The 16172-nt window shown below is 55.9% G+C and carries 15 protein-coding genes; 12 read left to right on the plus strand and 3 right to left on the minus strand.

Annotated features, from left to right (window positions below; genetic code table 11):
• Window positions 1–38: 38 nt before the first annotated feature.
• The 5 genes from LNA76_RS11285 (at window position 39) to LNA76_RS11305 (ending at window position 3718) form a co-directional block, all read left to right on the plus strand.
• Window positions 39–365, plus strand: a complete 327-nt coding sequence (locus LNA76_RS11285; protein ID WP_094195825.1) for a YbaB/EbfC family nucleoid-associated protein — start codon at window positions 39–41, stop codon at window positions 363–365.
• Complete coding sequence (gene recR, locus LNA76_RS11290; protein WP_094195826.1) at window positions 365–976, plus strand: recombination mediator RecR; 612 nt, start codon at window positions 365–367, stop codon at window positions 974–976. The genes LNA76_RS11285 and recR overlap by 1 nt, the downstream gene beginning before the upstream one ends.
• Window positions 977–1082: 106 nt before the next feature.
• Window positions 1083–2123: an ABC transporter substrate-binding protein gene (locus LNA76_RS11295; RefSeq protein ID WP_125277007.1), complete on the plus strand. Its 1041-nt coding sequence runs from the start codon at window positions 1083–1085 to the stop codon at window positions 2121–2123.
• Entirely contained in the window at window positions 2116–2922 is an 807-nt protein-coding gene (locus LNA76_RS11300) for an ABC transporter ATP-binding protein (protein WP_094195827.1), read from the plus strand. Before LNA76_RS11295 ends, LNA76_RS11300 begins: the two co-directional genes overlap by 8 nt.
• Before the next feature lies 1 nt (window position 2923).
• A complete protein-coding gene (locus tag LNA76_RS11305) occupies window positions 2924–3718 on the plus strand; it encodes an ABC transporter permease (RefSeq protein ID WP_094198271.1) in 795 nt (264 codons plus the stop codon).
• 171 nt (window positions 3719–3889) lie between these two features.
• Here LNA76_RS11305 and tal read toward each other — a convergent pair whose 3' ends face one another.
• A complete protein-coding gene (tal, locus tag LNA76_RS11310) occupies window positions 3890–4852 on the minus strand; it encodes a transaldolase (RefSeq protein WP_125277006.1) in 963 nt (320 codons plus the stop codon).
• A 169-nt stretch (window positions 4853–5021) separates the two neighbouring features.
• On the opposite strand from tal, the gene carA reads away from it, so the two are divergent.
• From carA to LNA76_RS11330, 4 genes are all read left to right on the plus strand, one after another.
• Entirely contained in the window at window positions 5022–6185 is a 1164-nt protein-coding gene (carA, locus tag LNA76_RS11315; RefSeq protein WP_162496908.1) for a glutamine-hydrolyzing carbamoyl-phosphate synthase small subunit, read from the plus strand.
• 8 nt (window positions 6186–6193) lie between these two features.
• Window positions 6194–9436, plus strand: a complete 3243-nt coding sequence (gene carB, locus LNA76_RS11320) for a carbamoyl-phosphate synthase large subunit (RefSeq protein WP_094195829.1) — start codon at window positions 6194–6196, stop codon at window positions 9434–9436.
• Between the two features lie 130 nt (window positions 9437–9566).
• On the plus strand, window positions 9567–10463 hold the full coding sequence (lpxO, locus tag LNA76_RS11325) for a lipid A hydroxylase LpxO (protein ID WP_230019092.1): 897 nt from the start codon (window positions 9567–9569) through the stop codon (window positions 10461–10463).
• Window positions 10464–10482: 19 nt separating this feature from the next.
• On the plus strand, window positions 10483–11253 hold the full coding sequence (locus LNA76_RS11330) for an SDR family oxidoreductase (RefSeq protein WP_230019093.1): 771 nt from the start codon (window positions 10483–10485) through the stop codon (window positions 11251–11253).
• 300 nt (window positions 11254–11553) lie between these two features.
• Here LNA76_RS11330 and LNA76_RS11335 read toward each other — a convergent pair whose 3' ends face one another.
• The gene (locus LNA76_RS11335; RefSeq protein WP_230019094.1) at window positions 11554–12192 is read right to left on the minus strand and encodes a histidine phosphatase family protein; all 639 of its coding nucleotides are present in this window, start codon (window positions 12190–12192) and stop codon (window positions 11554–11556) included.
• Window positions 12193–12512: 320 nt separating this feature from the next.
• Here LNA76_RS11335 and LNA76_RS11340 point away from each other — a divergent pair, with 320 nt between their 5' ends.
• Entirely contained in the window at window positions 12513–13838 is a 1326-nt protein-coding gene (locus LNA76_RS11340; protein ID WP_094195832.1) for a solute carrier family 23 protein, read from the plus strand.
• Between the two features lie 407 nt (window positions 13839–14245).
• Window positions 14246–14722 (plus strand): transcription elongation factor GreA, encoded by a 477-nt coding sequence (greA, locus tag LNA76_RS11345; RefSeq protein ID WP_094195833.1) that lies wholly within the window; start codon window positions 14246–14248, stop codon window positions 14720–14722.
• A gap of 96 nt (window positions 14723–14818) precedes the next feature.
• On the opposite strand, the gene LNA76_RS11350 is transcribed toward greA, so the two are convergent.
• Window positions 14819–15415: a YhbY family RNA-binding protein gene (locus LNA76_RS11350; protein ID WP_094195834.1), complete on the minus strand. Its 597-nt coding sequence runs from the start codon at window positions 15413–15415 to the stop codon at window positions 14819–14821.
• 17 nt (window positions 15416–15432) lie between these two features.
• Between LNA76_RS11350 and LNA76_RS11355 the strand changes: the two genes are divergently transcribed.
• Window positions 15433–16071: an RlmE family RNA methyltransferase gene (locus tag LNA76_RS11355; RefSeq protein WP_094195835.1), complete on the plus strand. Its 639-nt coding sequence runs from the start codon at window positions 15433–15435 to the stop codon at window positions 16069–16071.
• Window positions 16072–16172: the final 101 nt, after the last annotated feature.

Raw genomic sequence — 16172 nt, forward strand, 5'->3', positions numbered from 1 at the left:
GCCCATTGTCAATTTCTATCAATCAGGAAAACCAAACCATGATGAAAGGTCAGATTGCCGGCTTGATGCGCCAGGCGCAGCAAATGCAGGAAAACATGAAAAAGGCCCAGGAAGCCTTGGCCGATATCGAGGTCGAGGGCGTTTCCGGTGGTGGTCTGGTCAAGGTCATCATGAACTGCCGCCACGATGTGCGCCGTGTCTCTATCGACCCCAGCCTGCTGGAAGACGAAAAAGAGATGCTGGAAGATTTGATTGCTGCTGCTTTTAACGATGCACAGCGCAAAGCCGAGGCCACTTCGCAGGAAAAAATGGCGGGTGTCACCGCTGGCCTGCCACTGCCTCCCGGTATGAAGCTTCCGTTCTAATGAACGAACCGCAGATCGCAGAGCCCGAACCGCTTCGGGCTCTGATCCAGGCTCTGCGTCGGCTGCCCGGTGTGGGTGAGCGTAGCGCTCGCCGCATGGCCTACCATTTGTTGCAACATGACTTGGTAGGTGCCGACCAATTAAGCCGGGCTCTTGAACATGCCACGACGGCACTGCAGCACTGTCAGCGCTGCAATGGTTTTACAGTCCAAGCTATTTGTGAAACCTGTGCCAATCCCCGCCGTGATCCGGCGTTGTTGTGTGTGGTGGAAACACCTGCCGATCAAAACATGATCGAGGCTACGCATGGCTATCGAGGCCTTTACTATGTGCTGATGGGGCGTTTGACGCCACTGGAAGGCATAGGGCCGGATGCCTTGCAATTTGACCGCTTGCTAGAGCGAGCCAGTGATGGCCAAGTGCAGGAAGTGATTCTAGCGACCAATTTCACCGCAGAGGGCGAAACCACCGCCCATCATCTGGCGGAAATGCTCACTAGCCAAGGTTTGAAAGTGACTCGACTGGCCCGCGGTGTGCCAGCCGGCAGCGAGCTGGAGTACGTAGACCCCAGCACCATTGCCTGGGCCTTGATGGAGCGTCGCGCCACGTAATCGGGTTTGACCGCTTGGTGGACAAGGGGGGGATACCCCCCTTTTGTTTTTTAGTATAAGTATCAAACCTAAATAATTAATGACCAACAACAAGAAGGGGATTGCCATGAAACTGACTCGTCGTCATGCGCTCAAACTGGTTGGAGCATCGGGTTTGGCGCTGTCATTGCCATCGCTGGGCCGTGCGCAAGAAATCGAGAAAAAAAATCTGACCATTGCCGTCGGTGGCAAGGCGCTGATCTACTATCTGCCATTGTCCATTGCCGAGATCAATGGTTATTTTGAAGACGAAGGTCTCAAGGTCAAAGTGGCGGACTTTGCTGGTGGCTCCAAAGCTTTGCAAGCCGTCGTCGGCGGTAGTGCCGATGTGGTGTCGGGCGCCTTTGAACACACCATCAACCTGCAGTCCAAAGGGCAGATGTACCGCGCTTTTGTGCAGCAGGGGCGTGCGCCGGCTATTGTGTTGGCGGTGTCCAACAAGACGATGGCTGACTATACGTCGCCAGCCGATCTGAAAGGCAAGAAAATTGGTGTGACCGCACCGGGTTCCTCGACCAATATGATGGTCAACTTTTATCTGGAGCAAAACGGTCTGAAACCGTCGGATGTGGCCTTTATCGGTGTAGGCGCGGGCGCCGGTGCCGTCACTGCCATGCGTACGGGCCAGATTGATGCCATGGCCAATCTGGATCCGGTGATCGGCACCTTGCTTAAAGAAAACGAAGTGCGTGTTATTGCTGACACTCGTACCCTTGCCGATACCAAGGCTATTTTTGGTGGCAATATGCCTTCGGCCTGCTTGTACGCTTCTGAAGATTTCATCACCCAGAACCCGAACACGGCCCAGGCTCTGGCCAACGCCATCGTGCGCGCCGACAAATGGATTCAGGCCAATGATGCCGAAACCATTGCCAAGACCGTGCCCGCAACCTATCTGCTCGGTGACGTGGAACTGTACAAGCAATGTCTGGATGCCAACAAAGAAGCACTCTCGCCCAACGGCTTGGTAGATGCTGATGGTCCTGCTACCGCCTTGAATGCACTGGCCGCTTTTGTGCCGAATCTGGACGCATCCAAGATTGATATCAGCAAAATCTACACCAATGAATTTGCTGACAATGCCAACAAGAAGTACCCCAATGTCTGAGGCAGCACTTTCTTTAGATAACATCAGCTGTGTTTTTGCCTCCCGGGATGGCAAAGGTACGTACACAGCGGTTCGTGACGCCAGCCTGAGTATTGCTCCAGGCGAGTTTGTGTCGGTTGTAGGCCCAACGGGCTGCGGCAAGTCCACGCTCCTGAACGTAGGGGCGGGCTTGCTAAGCCCTTCGTCGGGCGAAGTCCGAGTGTTTGGCAAACCCCTGCAAGGGGTGAACGAGCGTGCTGGCTACATGTTCCAGGGCGAAGCACTGATGCCCTGGCGCAGTGCCGAATCCAACGTGATGGCCGGTCTGGAGTTTGCCGGCGTCCCGCAGGATCAGGCTCGCGCCCGTGCCCAGGAGTGGCTCAAGCGAGTTGGGCTGGGTGGTTTCGAGGATCGTTATCCGCATCAAATGTCGGGTGGCATGCGCAAACGCGTCATGCTGGCCCAGACCCTGATCCGTGATCCCGACATCATTCTGATGGACGAGCCGTTCTCGGCGCTGGACATTCAGACCCGTCAGTTGATGGAAAACGAAGTGCTGGAGATCTGGATGGCACAGCGTAAAGCCGTGCTGTTCATTACTCACGACCTGGACGAAGCCATTGCCATGAGCGACCGGGTGGTGGTTTTGTCGGCTGGGCCGGGCACGCATCCCATCGGCGAATTTCATGTCGATCTTCCACGCCCTCGTGACGTGGCCGAAGTGCGCAACGACCCCCGTTTTGTCGAATTGCATGCGGCAATCTGGGCCGTCTTGCGTGATGAGGTCCTGAAGGGTTATGCCCAGCAAAAGCGTGCCTGATATGTCTAAATCTATTACTCAATCCAAGCTGGCCCTGCGCGGCTGGCAAATCTCGCTGCTCATCGTCATTCTGGCCGCCTGGCATTTCTTCACGCTGGACCCCAAAGTGGCCTTCTTCTTTGGGCAGCCACTGGAAGTGGTCAAGGTGATCTGGGCCTGGTTTGTCACCAACGGTGATATTTACCTGCACCTGGGCGTGACCTTGAGCGAAACACTGCTGGCTTTTGCCATTGGTACGATTGCTGGTCTGGCTTGCGGTCTGTGGCTGGGGCTCTCGCCCCGTGCGGCGGCCTTGCTGGACCCGTATCTGACCGCTGCCAACTCCATGCCGCGCGTCATTCTGGCGCCGATTTTCGGCATGTGGTTCGGTCTGGGTATCTGGTCCAAAGTAGCTCTGGCGGTGACGCTGGTGTTCTTTATCGTGTTCTTCAACGTGTACCAAGGTGTGCGTGAAGTCAGCACCACACTGCTGGACAATGCCCGCATGCTGGGTGCCAGCCGTCGTCAACTGCTGCGCCACGTCTACATTCCTTCGGCCACTAGCTGGGTATTTTCCAGCTTGCACACCTCGGTCGGTCTGGCCTTTGTGGGTGCCGTGGTGGGTGAATACCTGGGCTCAGCCAGTGGGGTCGGTTATCTGATCCTGCAGGCAGAGGGCACGCTGGATGTGAATACGGTGTTCGCCGGTATTGTGGTGCTGACCGTCTTTGCGCTGATCCTGGACGGTCTGGTCAGTGTGTTTGAAGACCGCCTGCTGGCTTGGCGGCCACAAGGTGGCGGTACGGAAAAGCTCTGATTGCTGCTTGGCTCAAGTGTTAAGAAAACCGGCTCCTGAAACAGGAGCCGGTTTTTTTTGTCCGTTCATTCCCAGCAAAGAGAAGGCCAGCAAACGATTAGATGCTTAATAGATAGTAAAACAGGCCGCAAGATAGGCGGCCTGTTTTACTGAATCGGACCTGGCGGCTTGTCAGGCCTGCTGGCGCGCCTGTTGAATCAGGGCATCCAGTTTGATACCGTCCGCGGTGAACTGACGGATGCCTTCGGCCAGCTTTTCAGTGGCCATCGCGTCCTGGTTCAGGTCGGTGCGGAAGGTGATTTCGTTGCTGGCACGCCATTCAGGGGCAACCGCCTTGGCACGTGCCACATCCAGCATGGCCGGGACCTCGCCTTGGGCTGCATCCAACTGGCCCAGCAGTTCGGGGCTGATGGTCAGTAGATCGCAACCGGCCAGCGCCTTGATCTGGCCGACATTGCGAAAGCTGGCACCCATGATCTCTGTGGGGATGTCATAGGTTTTGTAGTATTCGTAAATGCTGCGTACCGAGCGCACACCGGGGTCGTTCTCGCCCTGGTTGGCGCTCTCGTCCCATTCCTGGCCGGCAGTTTTCTTGAACCAGTCGTAGATGCGGCCCACAAAGGGCGAGATCAGGGTGACTTTGGCCTGGGCGCAGGCAATGGCTTGCGGCAGGCAGAACAAGAGGGTCAGGTTGCAGTTGATGCCTTCGGCCTGCAATGTACGGGCAGCTTGGATGCCTTCCCAGGTGCTGGCTAGTTTGATCAGCACGCGTTCGCGGGCGATACCGGCTTTTTCGTAATGCTGGATGATATGGCGGGCGCGCTCGACGCTGGCCAGGGCATCAAAGGACAGGCGGGCATCGACTTCGGTAGAGACGCGGCCCGGCACAATATCCAGAATTTGTCGACCAAAGGCGACCAGCAGCAGATCGCTGGTTTCAGCCAGGCTGGCATGAGGGTGGTCGGTGATGACACGGTCAAGCAAAGGCCGATAGGCCGCCTGCTGGACAGCCTTTAAAATCAGGGAAGGATTGGTTGTTGCATCGGTAGGGCGATACGCGCGCATCGCTTCAAAATCGCCTGTGTCGGCCACTACGGTTGTGCACTGGCGCAGAGAGTCAAGCTGAGTAGTCATGTCTGTTACTAGTCCATCGCAAAGCCATCAAACCAATCGATTACTGTAGTCGATTTTCCAAGTTTTCGTGCCTGGTTTCAGTGTTACTACCGATAAACTACCGGAAAAACCTCGTTTGAGCATATAATTAGAAGGTTTAATATTAATTTCAGAATCCGGGGTTTTTAACGTGCTGCCGTCTTTATTTCCTGAGGAGTCCCGCACTATCACTAGTGCCGTCCTAGCCCTGGCGGATGGAACCCTATTCAAAGGGGTATCAATCGGTGCCGAGGGGCACTGTGTTGCTGAGATCGTTTTCAATACAGCCATGACGGGCTATCAGGAAATCCTGACAGACCCAAGCTACAGCGGTCAAATTGTTACGCTTACCTATCCGCACATCGGTAATACCGGTGTCAATCCAGAGGACTCCGAATCCAACAAGGCCCACGCTGCCGGGCTTGTCATTCGCGATTGTCCCGCCCGCCTGTCCAACTTCCGCTCCACCCAGTCCTTGCCTGACTACCTGAAAGATCAGGGCGTTGTGGCTATCTCCGGTATCGACACCCGCAAGCTGACTCGCATTTTGCGTGAGAAAGGCTCCATGGGTGCTTGCATTCTGGTGGGTGATGATGCCGAACGAGCACTGGAACTGGCCCGCTCTTTCCCTGGCCTGAAAGGTCAGGATCTGGCCAAAGTGGTTACTACCGACCAAACCTACAATTGGACCGAAGGTTCGTGGGAACTGGGCCAAGGCTTTGGGAAGCCTGCAACAGACCGCTTCCACGTGGTGGCCTACGACTTTGGCGTAAAAGCCAACATCTTGCGTTTGATGGCAGACCGTGGCTGCAAAGTGACCGTCGTGCCGGCGCAAACGCCACTGGCCGATGTACTGGCTTACGAGCCCGATGGTGTGTTCCTGTCCAACGGCCCTGGCGATCCAGAGCCTTGCGATTACGCCATCGAAGCCTGCAAGGGCTTGCTGGAGCGCAAGCTGCCTGTGTTTGGTATTTGCCTGGGGCATCAGATCATGGGCCTGGCCGTTGGTGCACAGACCTTGAAGATGAAAAACGGTCACCACGGTGCCAACCATCCTGTGCAGGAACTGGCTAGTGGCCGCGTGTTCATCACCAGCCAGAATCACGGCTTTGCGGTCGATGCCGCCACCTTGCCAGCCAATGCCAAGGTCACGCACATTTCTTTGTTCGACCAGAGCCTGCAAGGCTTCGAGTTGACAGATCGCCCCGCGTTTTGCTTCCAGGGTCACCCTGAAGCGACTCCCGGCCCGCGCGATATTGCCTCGCTGTTCGACAAATTCATCAGCCTGATGGCTGCTCACCAGGCCAATAAATAAACCGCACTATGCCAAAGCGTTCAGACTTAAAAAGCATTCTTATCATTGGCGCCGGCCCGATCATCATTGGTCAGGCTTGCGAATTCGACTACTCGGGAGCCCAGGCATGTAAAGCCCTGAAGGCCGAGGGTTACCGGACTGTGCTGGTCAACAGCAACCCGGCCACCATCATGACGGACCCAGATACGGCTGATGTCACCTACATCGAGCCCATCACCTGGCAAGCTGTCGAGAAGATCATTGAAAAAGAGCGTCCTGATGCGCTCTTGCCTACCATGGGCGGCCAAACGGCGCTGAACTGCGCTTTGGATCTGGCCAAGCATGGCGTGCTGGAAAAATATGGTGTTGAGCTGATCGGTGCTAATGCTGCCGCTATCGAAAAAGCTGAAGACCGCCTGAAGTTCAAAGACGCCATGACCTCCATTGGTCTGGAGTCCGCCAAGTCCGGCGTGGCTCACTCCATGGACGAGGCCTGGGCGGTTCAAAAGCGTATTGCTGAAGAAATCGGCACAGCCGGTTTCCCCGTCGTTATTCGTCCCAGCTTTACGCTGGGCGGTACGGGTGGTGGAATTGCCTACAACCCGGAAGAGTTTGAAACGATCTGCCGCCGTGGTCTGGAAGCATCGCCCACCAACGAGCTGCTGATTGAAGAATCCCTGCTGGGCTGGAAAGAGTTCGAAATGGAAGTGGTGCGTGACCGCGCCGACAACTGCATCATTGTGTGCTCCATTGAGAATCTGGACCCCATGGGTGTGCACACCGGTGACTCCATCACCGTGGCTCCTGCCCAAACCCTGACCGACCGCGAATACCAGATCATGCGTAATGCATCGATCGCCGTACTGCGCGAAATCGGTGTGGATACGGGTGGGTCGAACGTGCAGTTCGCAGTGAACCCCGATAACGGTCGCATGATCGTTATTGAAATGAACCCACGTGTGTCCCGTTCCTCGGCGCTGGCTTCCAAAGCCACCGGTTTCCCTATCGCCAAGATCGCTGCGCGTCTGGCTGTGGGTTACACCCTGGACGAGCTGCGCAATGAAATCACCGGCGGTGCGACCCCCGCTTCGTTCGAGCCCACCATCGACTACGTGGTTACCAAAGTGCCACGTTTCGCTTTCGAAAAATTCCCTCAGGCCGACTCGCGTCTGACCACCCAAATGAAGTCTGTGGGTGAAGTGATGGCGATTGGCCGCACTTTCCAGGAATCCTTCCAGAAAGCCCTGCGTGGTCTGGAAGTGGGTGTGGATGGTCTGAACCAGAAAACCACCGACCGCGAAAAACTGCAGGTCGAGTTGGGCGAGCCTGGCCCAGAGCGTATCTGGTACGTGGGCGACGCTTTCGCTCAAGGTCTGAGCCTGGACGAAGTTCACAACCTGACCAAGATTGACCCCTGGTTCCTGGCCCAGATCAAAGAGATCGTGGACATCGAACTGGCCCTGGAACAAAAGACGCTGGCCGATCTGGACCGTGACACCTTGTTCGGTCTGAAGCGCCGTGGATTTTCCGACCGCCGTCTGGCTTTCTTGCTGGATACCGTGGAATCGGAAGTGCGCAAGCTGCGTCACCAGTTGAATGTTCGCCCTGTCTACAAGCGCGTGGATACGTGTGCGGCTGAATTCTCCACCGATACGGCGTACATGTACTCGACCTACGAGGAAGAGTGCGAATCCAATCCTACGGACAAGAAGAAGATCATTGTTCTGGGTGGTGGCCCTAACCGTATTGGTCAGGGTATCGAGTTTGACTACTGCTGCGTGCACGCTGCGCTGGCATTGCGCGAAGATGGTTACGAAACCATCATGGTCAACTGCAATCCTGAAACCGTGTCGACCGACTACGACACCTCCGACCGTCTGTACTTCGAGCCTCTGACGCTGGAAGACGTCCTGGAAATCGTCCACATCGAAAAACCAGTGGGCACCATCGTTCAGTACGGTGGCCAGACGCCTTTGAAATTGGCACGTGCTCTGGAAGCCAATGGTGTACCGATCATCGGTACCAGCCCTGAGTCCATTGACGTGGCTGAAGACCGCGAGCGTTTCCAGAAACTGCTGAACAAGCTGGGCTTGCGTCAGCCGCCAAACCGTACCGCTCGCACCGAAGGCGAAGCGATCGCTCTGGCTGCCGAAATTGGTTACCCCCTGGTGGTACGCCCAAGCTACGTGCTCGGTGGCCGTGCCATGGAAATCGTGCACGAACAGCAAGACCTGGAGCGCTACATGCGCGAAGCGGTCAAGGTCAGCAATGACTCGCCTGTGCTGCTGGATCATTTCCTGAACAACGCCACGGAAGTGGACGTGGACTGCCTGGCCGATGGCGAACGCGTCTTTGTGGGCGGTGTGATGCAACACATCGAGCAGGCAGGTGTTCACTCCGGTGACTCTGCTTGTAGCTTGCCTCCTTACTCGCTCAGCGACGAAACCGTGGTTGAAATCAAGCGTCAGACCGCACTCATGGCCAAGGCTTTGAATGTGAAGGGCTTGATGAACGTGCAGTTCGCCATTCAGGACGGCGATGTCTACGTGCTGGAGGTGAACCCACGTGCTTCGCGTACTGTGCCGTTCGTGTCCAAGGCAACCGGTTTGCAACTGGCCAAGATTGCCGCTCGTGCCATGGCAGGTCAGACTCTGGCCGAGCAGGGTATTACCGAAGAAGTCACGCCGTCTTACTACAGCGTGAAAGAGGCCGTATTCCCCTTCGTGAAGTTCCCGGGTGTGGATACGATTCTGGGACCAGAAATGAAGTCCACCGGCGAAGTCATGGGTGTGGGCACCTCGTTTGCTGAAGCCTTTGTGAAGTCGCAGATGGCTGCCAGCGTGACCCTGCCCGAAGGGGGCTTGGCCTTCATCAGTGTGCGCGCCCAGGATAAACCGCAAGCGGTGGAAGTGGCTCGCGGCCTGATCTCGCTGGGCTTCAAGGTTGTCGCCACCCGTGGTACTGCAAGCGCCATCGAACAGGCCGGTTTGGCTGTTCAAGTGGTGAACAAGGTTACCGAAGGTCGTCCGCACATTGTGGACATGATCAAGAACGGCGAGGTTTCCCTGGTCATCAATACGGTTGAAGAGCGTCGCAACGCGATCGTTGATTCGCGTACAATCCGTACACATGCGCTGGCTGCCAATCTGGCCTACTACACCACCATTGCTGGTGCGGTAGCGGCTGTACAAGGCCTGCAGTATTTGCGTCATGGTGATGGCTTGAAGGTTTACGCGCTTCAAGAGCTGCACGCTCTGCTGGCGAAACACTAAGTCGCTCCATGTCAGAAAGGCGCACCGTTAAGGTGCGCCTTTTTTTATTCGTGTATCAGACAAGGCCATGGGGCAGCACGCAGGCCAAGGCCAGCACAGCGCAGAAGTTTTCTTCTTTGGAGATCATGTCGTGAAATGGTTCATTCTTGCCTTGTTCATTGTGTGCACGGTTATTGTGCACTTCAGGGGTCGAGTCAGGCACCGCTTTTCCCGCCAGTTGCTGGACCATTCCACGTTCACGGCCCCTTTGAATGTCTTCATGTATGGTTTTTCGGCAGTGCCCAATGAGCCGTATCTGGATTTGAAACACTTTCCCGAGCTAAACAAGTTGCTCGAGCACTGCGACGAAATCCGTGCCGAGGCCGAGCAGCTATTTGGTGAAGGCCATATCAAGGCCTCTGACAAGTACAACGATGCGGGCTTTAACTCTTTTTTCAAAACCGGCTGGACGCGTTTTTACCTGAAGTGGTATGACGCCGACCACCCTTCGGCGCGTGAGCTGTGCCCGGTGACGACTCGCCTGCTCAAGGATATTCCGTCGATCAAGGCAGCGATGTTCACCTCTTTGCCGCCGGGTGCCCGTTTGCCGCGCCACCGCGACCCTTACGCGGGTTCGCTGCGCTTTCATATGGGCTTGATGACGCCCAATAGCCCGGATTGCTATATCGAAGTGGACGGCCAGAGATATCACTGGCGTGACGGTGAAGCCGTGGTGTTTGATGAAACCTTTATTCACTACGCTGAAAACAAAACGGATCAGAACCGTATTATTTTGTTTGCGGACGTAGAACGTCCCATGCGTTATCGCTGGGCACAAGCCGTAAACCACGCCGTGGGTGGCTTCTTATTGCGTGCCGCTGCCGCTCCGAACCAGGAAGGCGACCGTACCGGCGGTATCAACCGTATTTTTGGTACAGTCTACGCGGTACGTCGTTTCGGCAAGGCCATCAAGAAAAAGAACGAAACCCTGTACTACATCCTTAAATGGCTGCTGGTGCTGGGTATTGCTGCCTTGATCTTCCTGTAATAATCGGGCGCAGCCAGAGATGAAAACGGTCTTTATCACGGGTGCCAGCAGCGGTTTAGGTAAAGCGCTGGCCCAGGAGTACGCGGCTCAAGGTGCCTGCCTGGGTTTGCTGGGGAGACGTCAGGAAGAACTCCAGGCGCTGGCCGACAGCTTGCCTGGAGAGCACCGTATTTATGTAGCGGATGTGCGCGACAGGGACGCTTTGCATCTGGCCGCTCAGGACTTTTTACAGTTCACTGGGCAAAAGATTGATGTGGTTATTGCCAGTGCGGGGATCAGCGCGGGCACCTTGACGGAGGAAACCGAGGACTTCGCGGTTTTCAAAGCCATTGTGGATACGAATCTGCTGGCCATGGTGGCGACCTTCGAACCCTTTATCGGCACCATGAAAGCGGCGGGCAAGGGCTCGTTGGTGGGGGTTGCCAGTGTGGCAGGTATACGGGGCTTGCCCGGCGCGGGGGCTTATAGCAGTTCCAAGGCGGCGGTGATTGCCTATTGCGAGAGCCTGCGGCTAGAGCTGTCGCTGTACGGTGTCTCTGTTGTCACCATTACGCCCGGTTATATTCGTACGGCCATGACGGCGCATAATCCTTACTCCATGCCGTTTTTGATGCCTGCTGAGGACTTTGCCCGCAAAGCCCGCAAGACCATCGAGCAGGGCGTGTCCTATCGAGTCATTCCGTGGCAGATGGGACTTGTCTCGCGCCTGATGCGTCTTTTGCCTAATTGGCTGTATGACCGTCTGGCTCGTCAGGCACCGCGCAAGCCGCGACTTAATAAAAAAAGCTGATCATTGCCCCTGTAGCTGATTTTTGAAGTCCTTGTTGGCTTCAGCGTGGCTATGCTTCTGGCCGCAACCGCAACCGCAACCGCAACCGCAACCGCAACCGCAAGAGTGCCTGTGGCTCTTCTTGGTATAGGGCTGTCGCTATCGTAAGGATAAAGCTTGCGGGCGTGGCGCTGGAAACACTGTCAGGAACTGATGAGGTGAGTCAGGCGGAGAGGACTCCGCACAAGTCTCAGGCTGGTTTATCGAACGCTGCAGCTGATCCGATCTGCGGATACCAGCCTGATCATGGCGATGTATGGCTTAGGTTTGTTCGTCCAGTGCCGTGTCCAGATGTGGCAACTGGCCCCACAAGGTACAGCTCCAGTTCAAGTCTGCATCAATGTTGAAGAAATTCAGGCTGGTATTCAGAATTGCGTGAGTACGCTTGGCACCGAGTGCCTGCTGGTTCAGCTTGCGCCAGACCATATCAATAACGCCACCATGTGCAAACACCAGCAGGCTCTTGCCAGCATGCGCCTGGGCCAGTCCTTCAAAACATCCCAGTACCCGAGTCTGAAACTGGCGTAGCGATTCGCCCCCTTCCACGGCGTAGTCGATATCGACGCTATCGTCGGGCTGATCCGGGCCATGGCGGCCTACTGCATCCCAGGCCTGGCCTTCCAGTGTGCCAAAGCCGCGCTCGCGCAGTCCTCGGATTTGCTGAATTTCAATCTCCCAGTGCTGACAGGCAATCGCCGCCGTCTCCGAGGCGCGTTGTAGATCACTGCTGATGACGGCGTCCACAGGCAGGCGAAACGCCGGGGACCTCAAGTAGTTTTGCAGGGCACGGGCCTGTTCGCGGCCGGTCTCGTTCAGTTCTATATCCTGCCAGCCTTGTAAACGGCGTACGGCATTCCAGGCGGTTTCACCGTGGCGGATCAGACAAATAGACGTACTCATGCTGGTGTAATCACTCTGCTAGGGAATCGGACTGCCAAAGGCAGGCTGATTGTCTATTGTAATGGGCCAGTCAAGCGCAGGCAGGTAGACTGGGTATATATCGCATATAACACGAACATCGAGGCTCAAAGGCGTTTGGGCATGTTCACCTGCCAGCTCTATGTTGGGGTTTACCGCTTACCGCCTTATTTTCAGGTGCCTTGTTGAGGCTTTCACGTTTAAAATCATGCCTCAACGAATCGGCCCGTCTCTTGCAGGTGTGCTGGGCCAACGTATAACGAATTGCGCTGTATTTCTTTCTTCCTTCTCTGGAACCCTCTATGTCTCAGTCTTACTTTCCGCGTTGGCGCCGTGTATCCGGCAGCGAACCCGGTGCGGTCGTGCAGCCCGACGAGTGTTTGGCCACGCCGCAAAACATTGCCATGGGTGCTCAGCACGTGGTGGCCATGTTTGGCTCCACGATTCTGGCCCCTTTGTTGATGGGCTTTGATCCCAATCTGGCCATCTTGATGTCCGGTATTGGTACGCTGATTTTCTTTGTGTTTGTCGGTGGCCGGGTTCCCAGCTACCTGGGTTCCAGCTTTGCATTTATCGGTGGTGTGATTGCCGTTACCGGCTATGCCGGCAGTGGCCCCAATCCCAATATTGGCGTGGCCTTGGGGGCCATTATTATCTGCGGTCTGGTCTACACCTTGATCGGTGTTCTGGTCTGGGTATTCAATGCCCGTACTCAGGGTGGCGCAGCGCGTTTGATCAACCACTGGATGCCTCCTGTTGTCACCGGATCGATCGTGGCGGTGATTGGCCTGAATCTGGCACCCATCGCTGCCAAGGGCGCCATGGGGAGCGGCACCTTCGATTCCATGATGGCCTTGATGACTGTGTTGTGTGTGGGTGGTATTGCGGTCTATACCCGTGGGCTTGCCCAGCGCCTGTTGATTCTGGTGGGTCTGGCTTTGGCCTGCGTGCTGTATTGGGTATTTACCAATGTGATGGGCTACGGCACGGCGATCAATTTTGCTCCTGTTGCTCAAGCCGCCTGGTTGGGGCTACCCAGTTTTTCCGCCCCTGTATTCCAGGCCCACGCCATGACGGTGATTGTGCCGGTCGCCATTATTCTGGTGGCCGAGAACCTGGGGCACATCAAGGCGGTTAGTGCCATGACCGGCCAGGATCTGGATGGCTATCTGGGTCGTGCCTTTGTGGGTGATGGCGTGGCCACCATGCTGTCTGGCTCGGTAGGTGGTACCGGTGTGACAACCTATGCTGAAAATATCGGCGTGATGGCCGCTACCCGCATCTACTCCACGCTGGTGTTTGCCTTTGCGGCGGTGATCGCCATTTTCCTGGGCTTCTCGCCCAAGTTCGGCGCCGTCATCCAGTCCATCCCCGGCCCTGTGCTCGGTGGCATGTCCATCGTCGTATTTGGTTTGATTACCATTGCTGGTGCGCGTATCTGGGTGGTGAATCAGGTGGATTTCAGCGACAACCGTAATTTGCTGGTCGCGGCCGTCACCTTGATTCTGGGGGCTGGTAACTTCTCCTTGCAGTTCGGTGTTATCCGTCTGGATGGTATCGGTTGTGCCACCTTTGGTGCTATTTTGCTGCACGCTTTGCTGCGAGGCCGTCGCCAGAACATGGTGTAGTCGTCCCAATGCTGATCCATGCTGGCTCGGGCTGGACAAGGGGATTGTTCCTTCGCCAGTTGCTGTGCGGCAGCTTGTTGTAAACAGCCGCCCCTGCCGACTTCTGTTTTTATGCACAGGAGTTCCAGGGGCTTGCTATTTTCAGGCAGTTTGCCGACAATAGCTCTCACACCCCGGTTCTTCGCGGGGTTTTTTTCTGCCACAGAATTTCACTGTGTCGGAAAAGCCATATTGGGGCAGCCGGCAGGTTTGGCTTGAGCAGTGTGTTTGAATGTGCGCTGTAGGGTCAGCAGGACTTTCAAGTCGGCCGATTCAACCTGTTTGATTGTTTGTCCCATCATCGTTATCCCCCTATCTTCCAGGCGCTCCCGCTACGGAGCGTCTTTTACTTGTTAAGCAGGAATACTATGTCTGCGATCCCATTGACTGCGCAGGGCGCACAACGTTTGCAAGTTGAATTACACCGCCTCAAGACGGTGGAACGCCCAGATGTAATTAACGCTATCGCCGAGGCGCGAGCACAAGGCGATTTGTCCGAAAACGCCGAGTACGATGCTGCGCGTGAGCGTCAGGGCTTTATCGAAGGCCGCATTGCCGAGCTGGAAGGCACTTTGTCCAATGCCCAGATTATCGAACCGGCCACGCTGGAAGCTGATGGCCGCATCGTGTTTGGTGCAACCGTCGAGATCGAGGACCTGGAGTCCGGCAATACCGTGACTTACCAGATCGTCGGCGATGTGGAGGCCGACATTCGCGCCAACAAGATCTCCATTTCCAGTCCTGTGGCTCGTGCCTTGATTGGCAAGACAGAAGGGGATGTGGTCGAGGTCAAGGCGCCCGCCGGTATTCGTGAATACGAAATTCTGACGGTCAACTACGTGTGATCTTGCCTTGAGCAGCAGACTTGTTCTGCTGCTCCGTCAAGCGCGCAAAAGAAAGGCCCCTGTACATCGTGCGGGGGCCTTATAATTTACGGCAGTTTAGCGTTTGCCCGAACCACCCAGTCCGCGACGTGCGCCAGCCCGCAAGGACATGGCACTGCCAGGACGGTTGGTATTGCTACGAGGTGCAGCAGCCGGTTTGCCCGTCGAGAACTTTTGAACGCTGCGCGGTGCGGCCGAGGCTTTTTTCTCCTGGGTGCTGCTGCGTTCAGCTTTCATTTCTGCACGGCGGGCACGCTCTGTGCCGCGAGTCCGCTGGACACCGGAAGCGGCCAGTTTCTTGGGCGTGTAGGGCTCCGAGGGTTTACGCACCGCACGGGTTGGTTTTTCTACAGGCGCTCCCAAAACAGGGGGGCGTTCAATATTGGGTCTGTAGATGGTCAGGATTTTGCCCAGATGATGAATAGGGGCAGCATCGAGCGCATCGCAGATTTGTTCTAACATGGTCAGACGAGCCTGACGGTCATCACCGGCCACACGGATCTTGATGAGCTGGTGGGCCTGCAGGTGGACGGTGATCTCTTTGATCACGGCGTCGGTCAGGCCATTGTCTCCAATCAGGACAACTGGGCGCAGAGCGTGAGCAGCAGCACGAAGTTCGCTGCGCTCATGAGGTGTAAGGTTGAGTTTTGGCATAAAGAGATTGTACGGGAATGGCCAAGAAAAAATTCTCTAAAGAGTGGGTTCAGCAGCATATAAATGACCCTTACGTCAAATTGGCGCAACAAAAGGGGTATCGCGCGCGCGCGGCCTTCAAACTCAGTGAAATATTGGATCTGGAGAAGATTCAGGTTCAGGGCAAGGTGGTGGTGGACTTGGGGTCTACACCGGGCAGTTGGTCGCAGCTGATACGTGAGCGCATGGTCGGCCCCGGTGGCGTGCTCAATGGTCGCATTATCGCACTGGATATATTGGAAATGGAACCAATTGCCGGGGTAGAGTTCATGCAAGGCGATTTTCGCGAGGACTCGGTACTGGAGCAATTGCAAGATTCCTTGAAGGGTGCAGCCGTAGACCTTGTGATTTCAGATATGGCCCCCAACTTGTCGGGTGTGGCATCGGCCGATTCCGCCCGCATCCAGCATTTATGCGAGCTGGCACAGGAATTTGCCCTGCAGCATCTGACCGATGAAGGTGTGCTGATCGTCAAAGCCTTCCATGGCAGCGGGTTTTCCCAGATCGTGGAATCTTTCAAGCAGAATTTTGTCAGAGTCGTCGAGCGTAAACCCAAGGCTTCGCGCGATAAATCCGCCGAAACCTTTCTCGTTGCCCGAGGCTTGAAGGGCAGGTAATTTATGACTTGCTGGCCCTCGAATCGGGTAGAATGAACTATGTATGGCGCTTGTTCAGGTACGTGTAAGCGTATTTGGCAAGTTATCGCAATCGCAGGAGA

The sequence above is a fragment of the Alcaligenes sp. MMA genome (assembly GCF_020907215.1).
GTDB classification, from domain to species: domain Bacteria; phylum Pseudomonadota; class Gammaproteobacteria; order Burkholderiales; family Burkholderiaceae_B; genus Alcaligenes; species Alcaligenes aquatilis.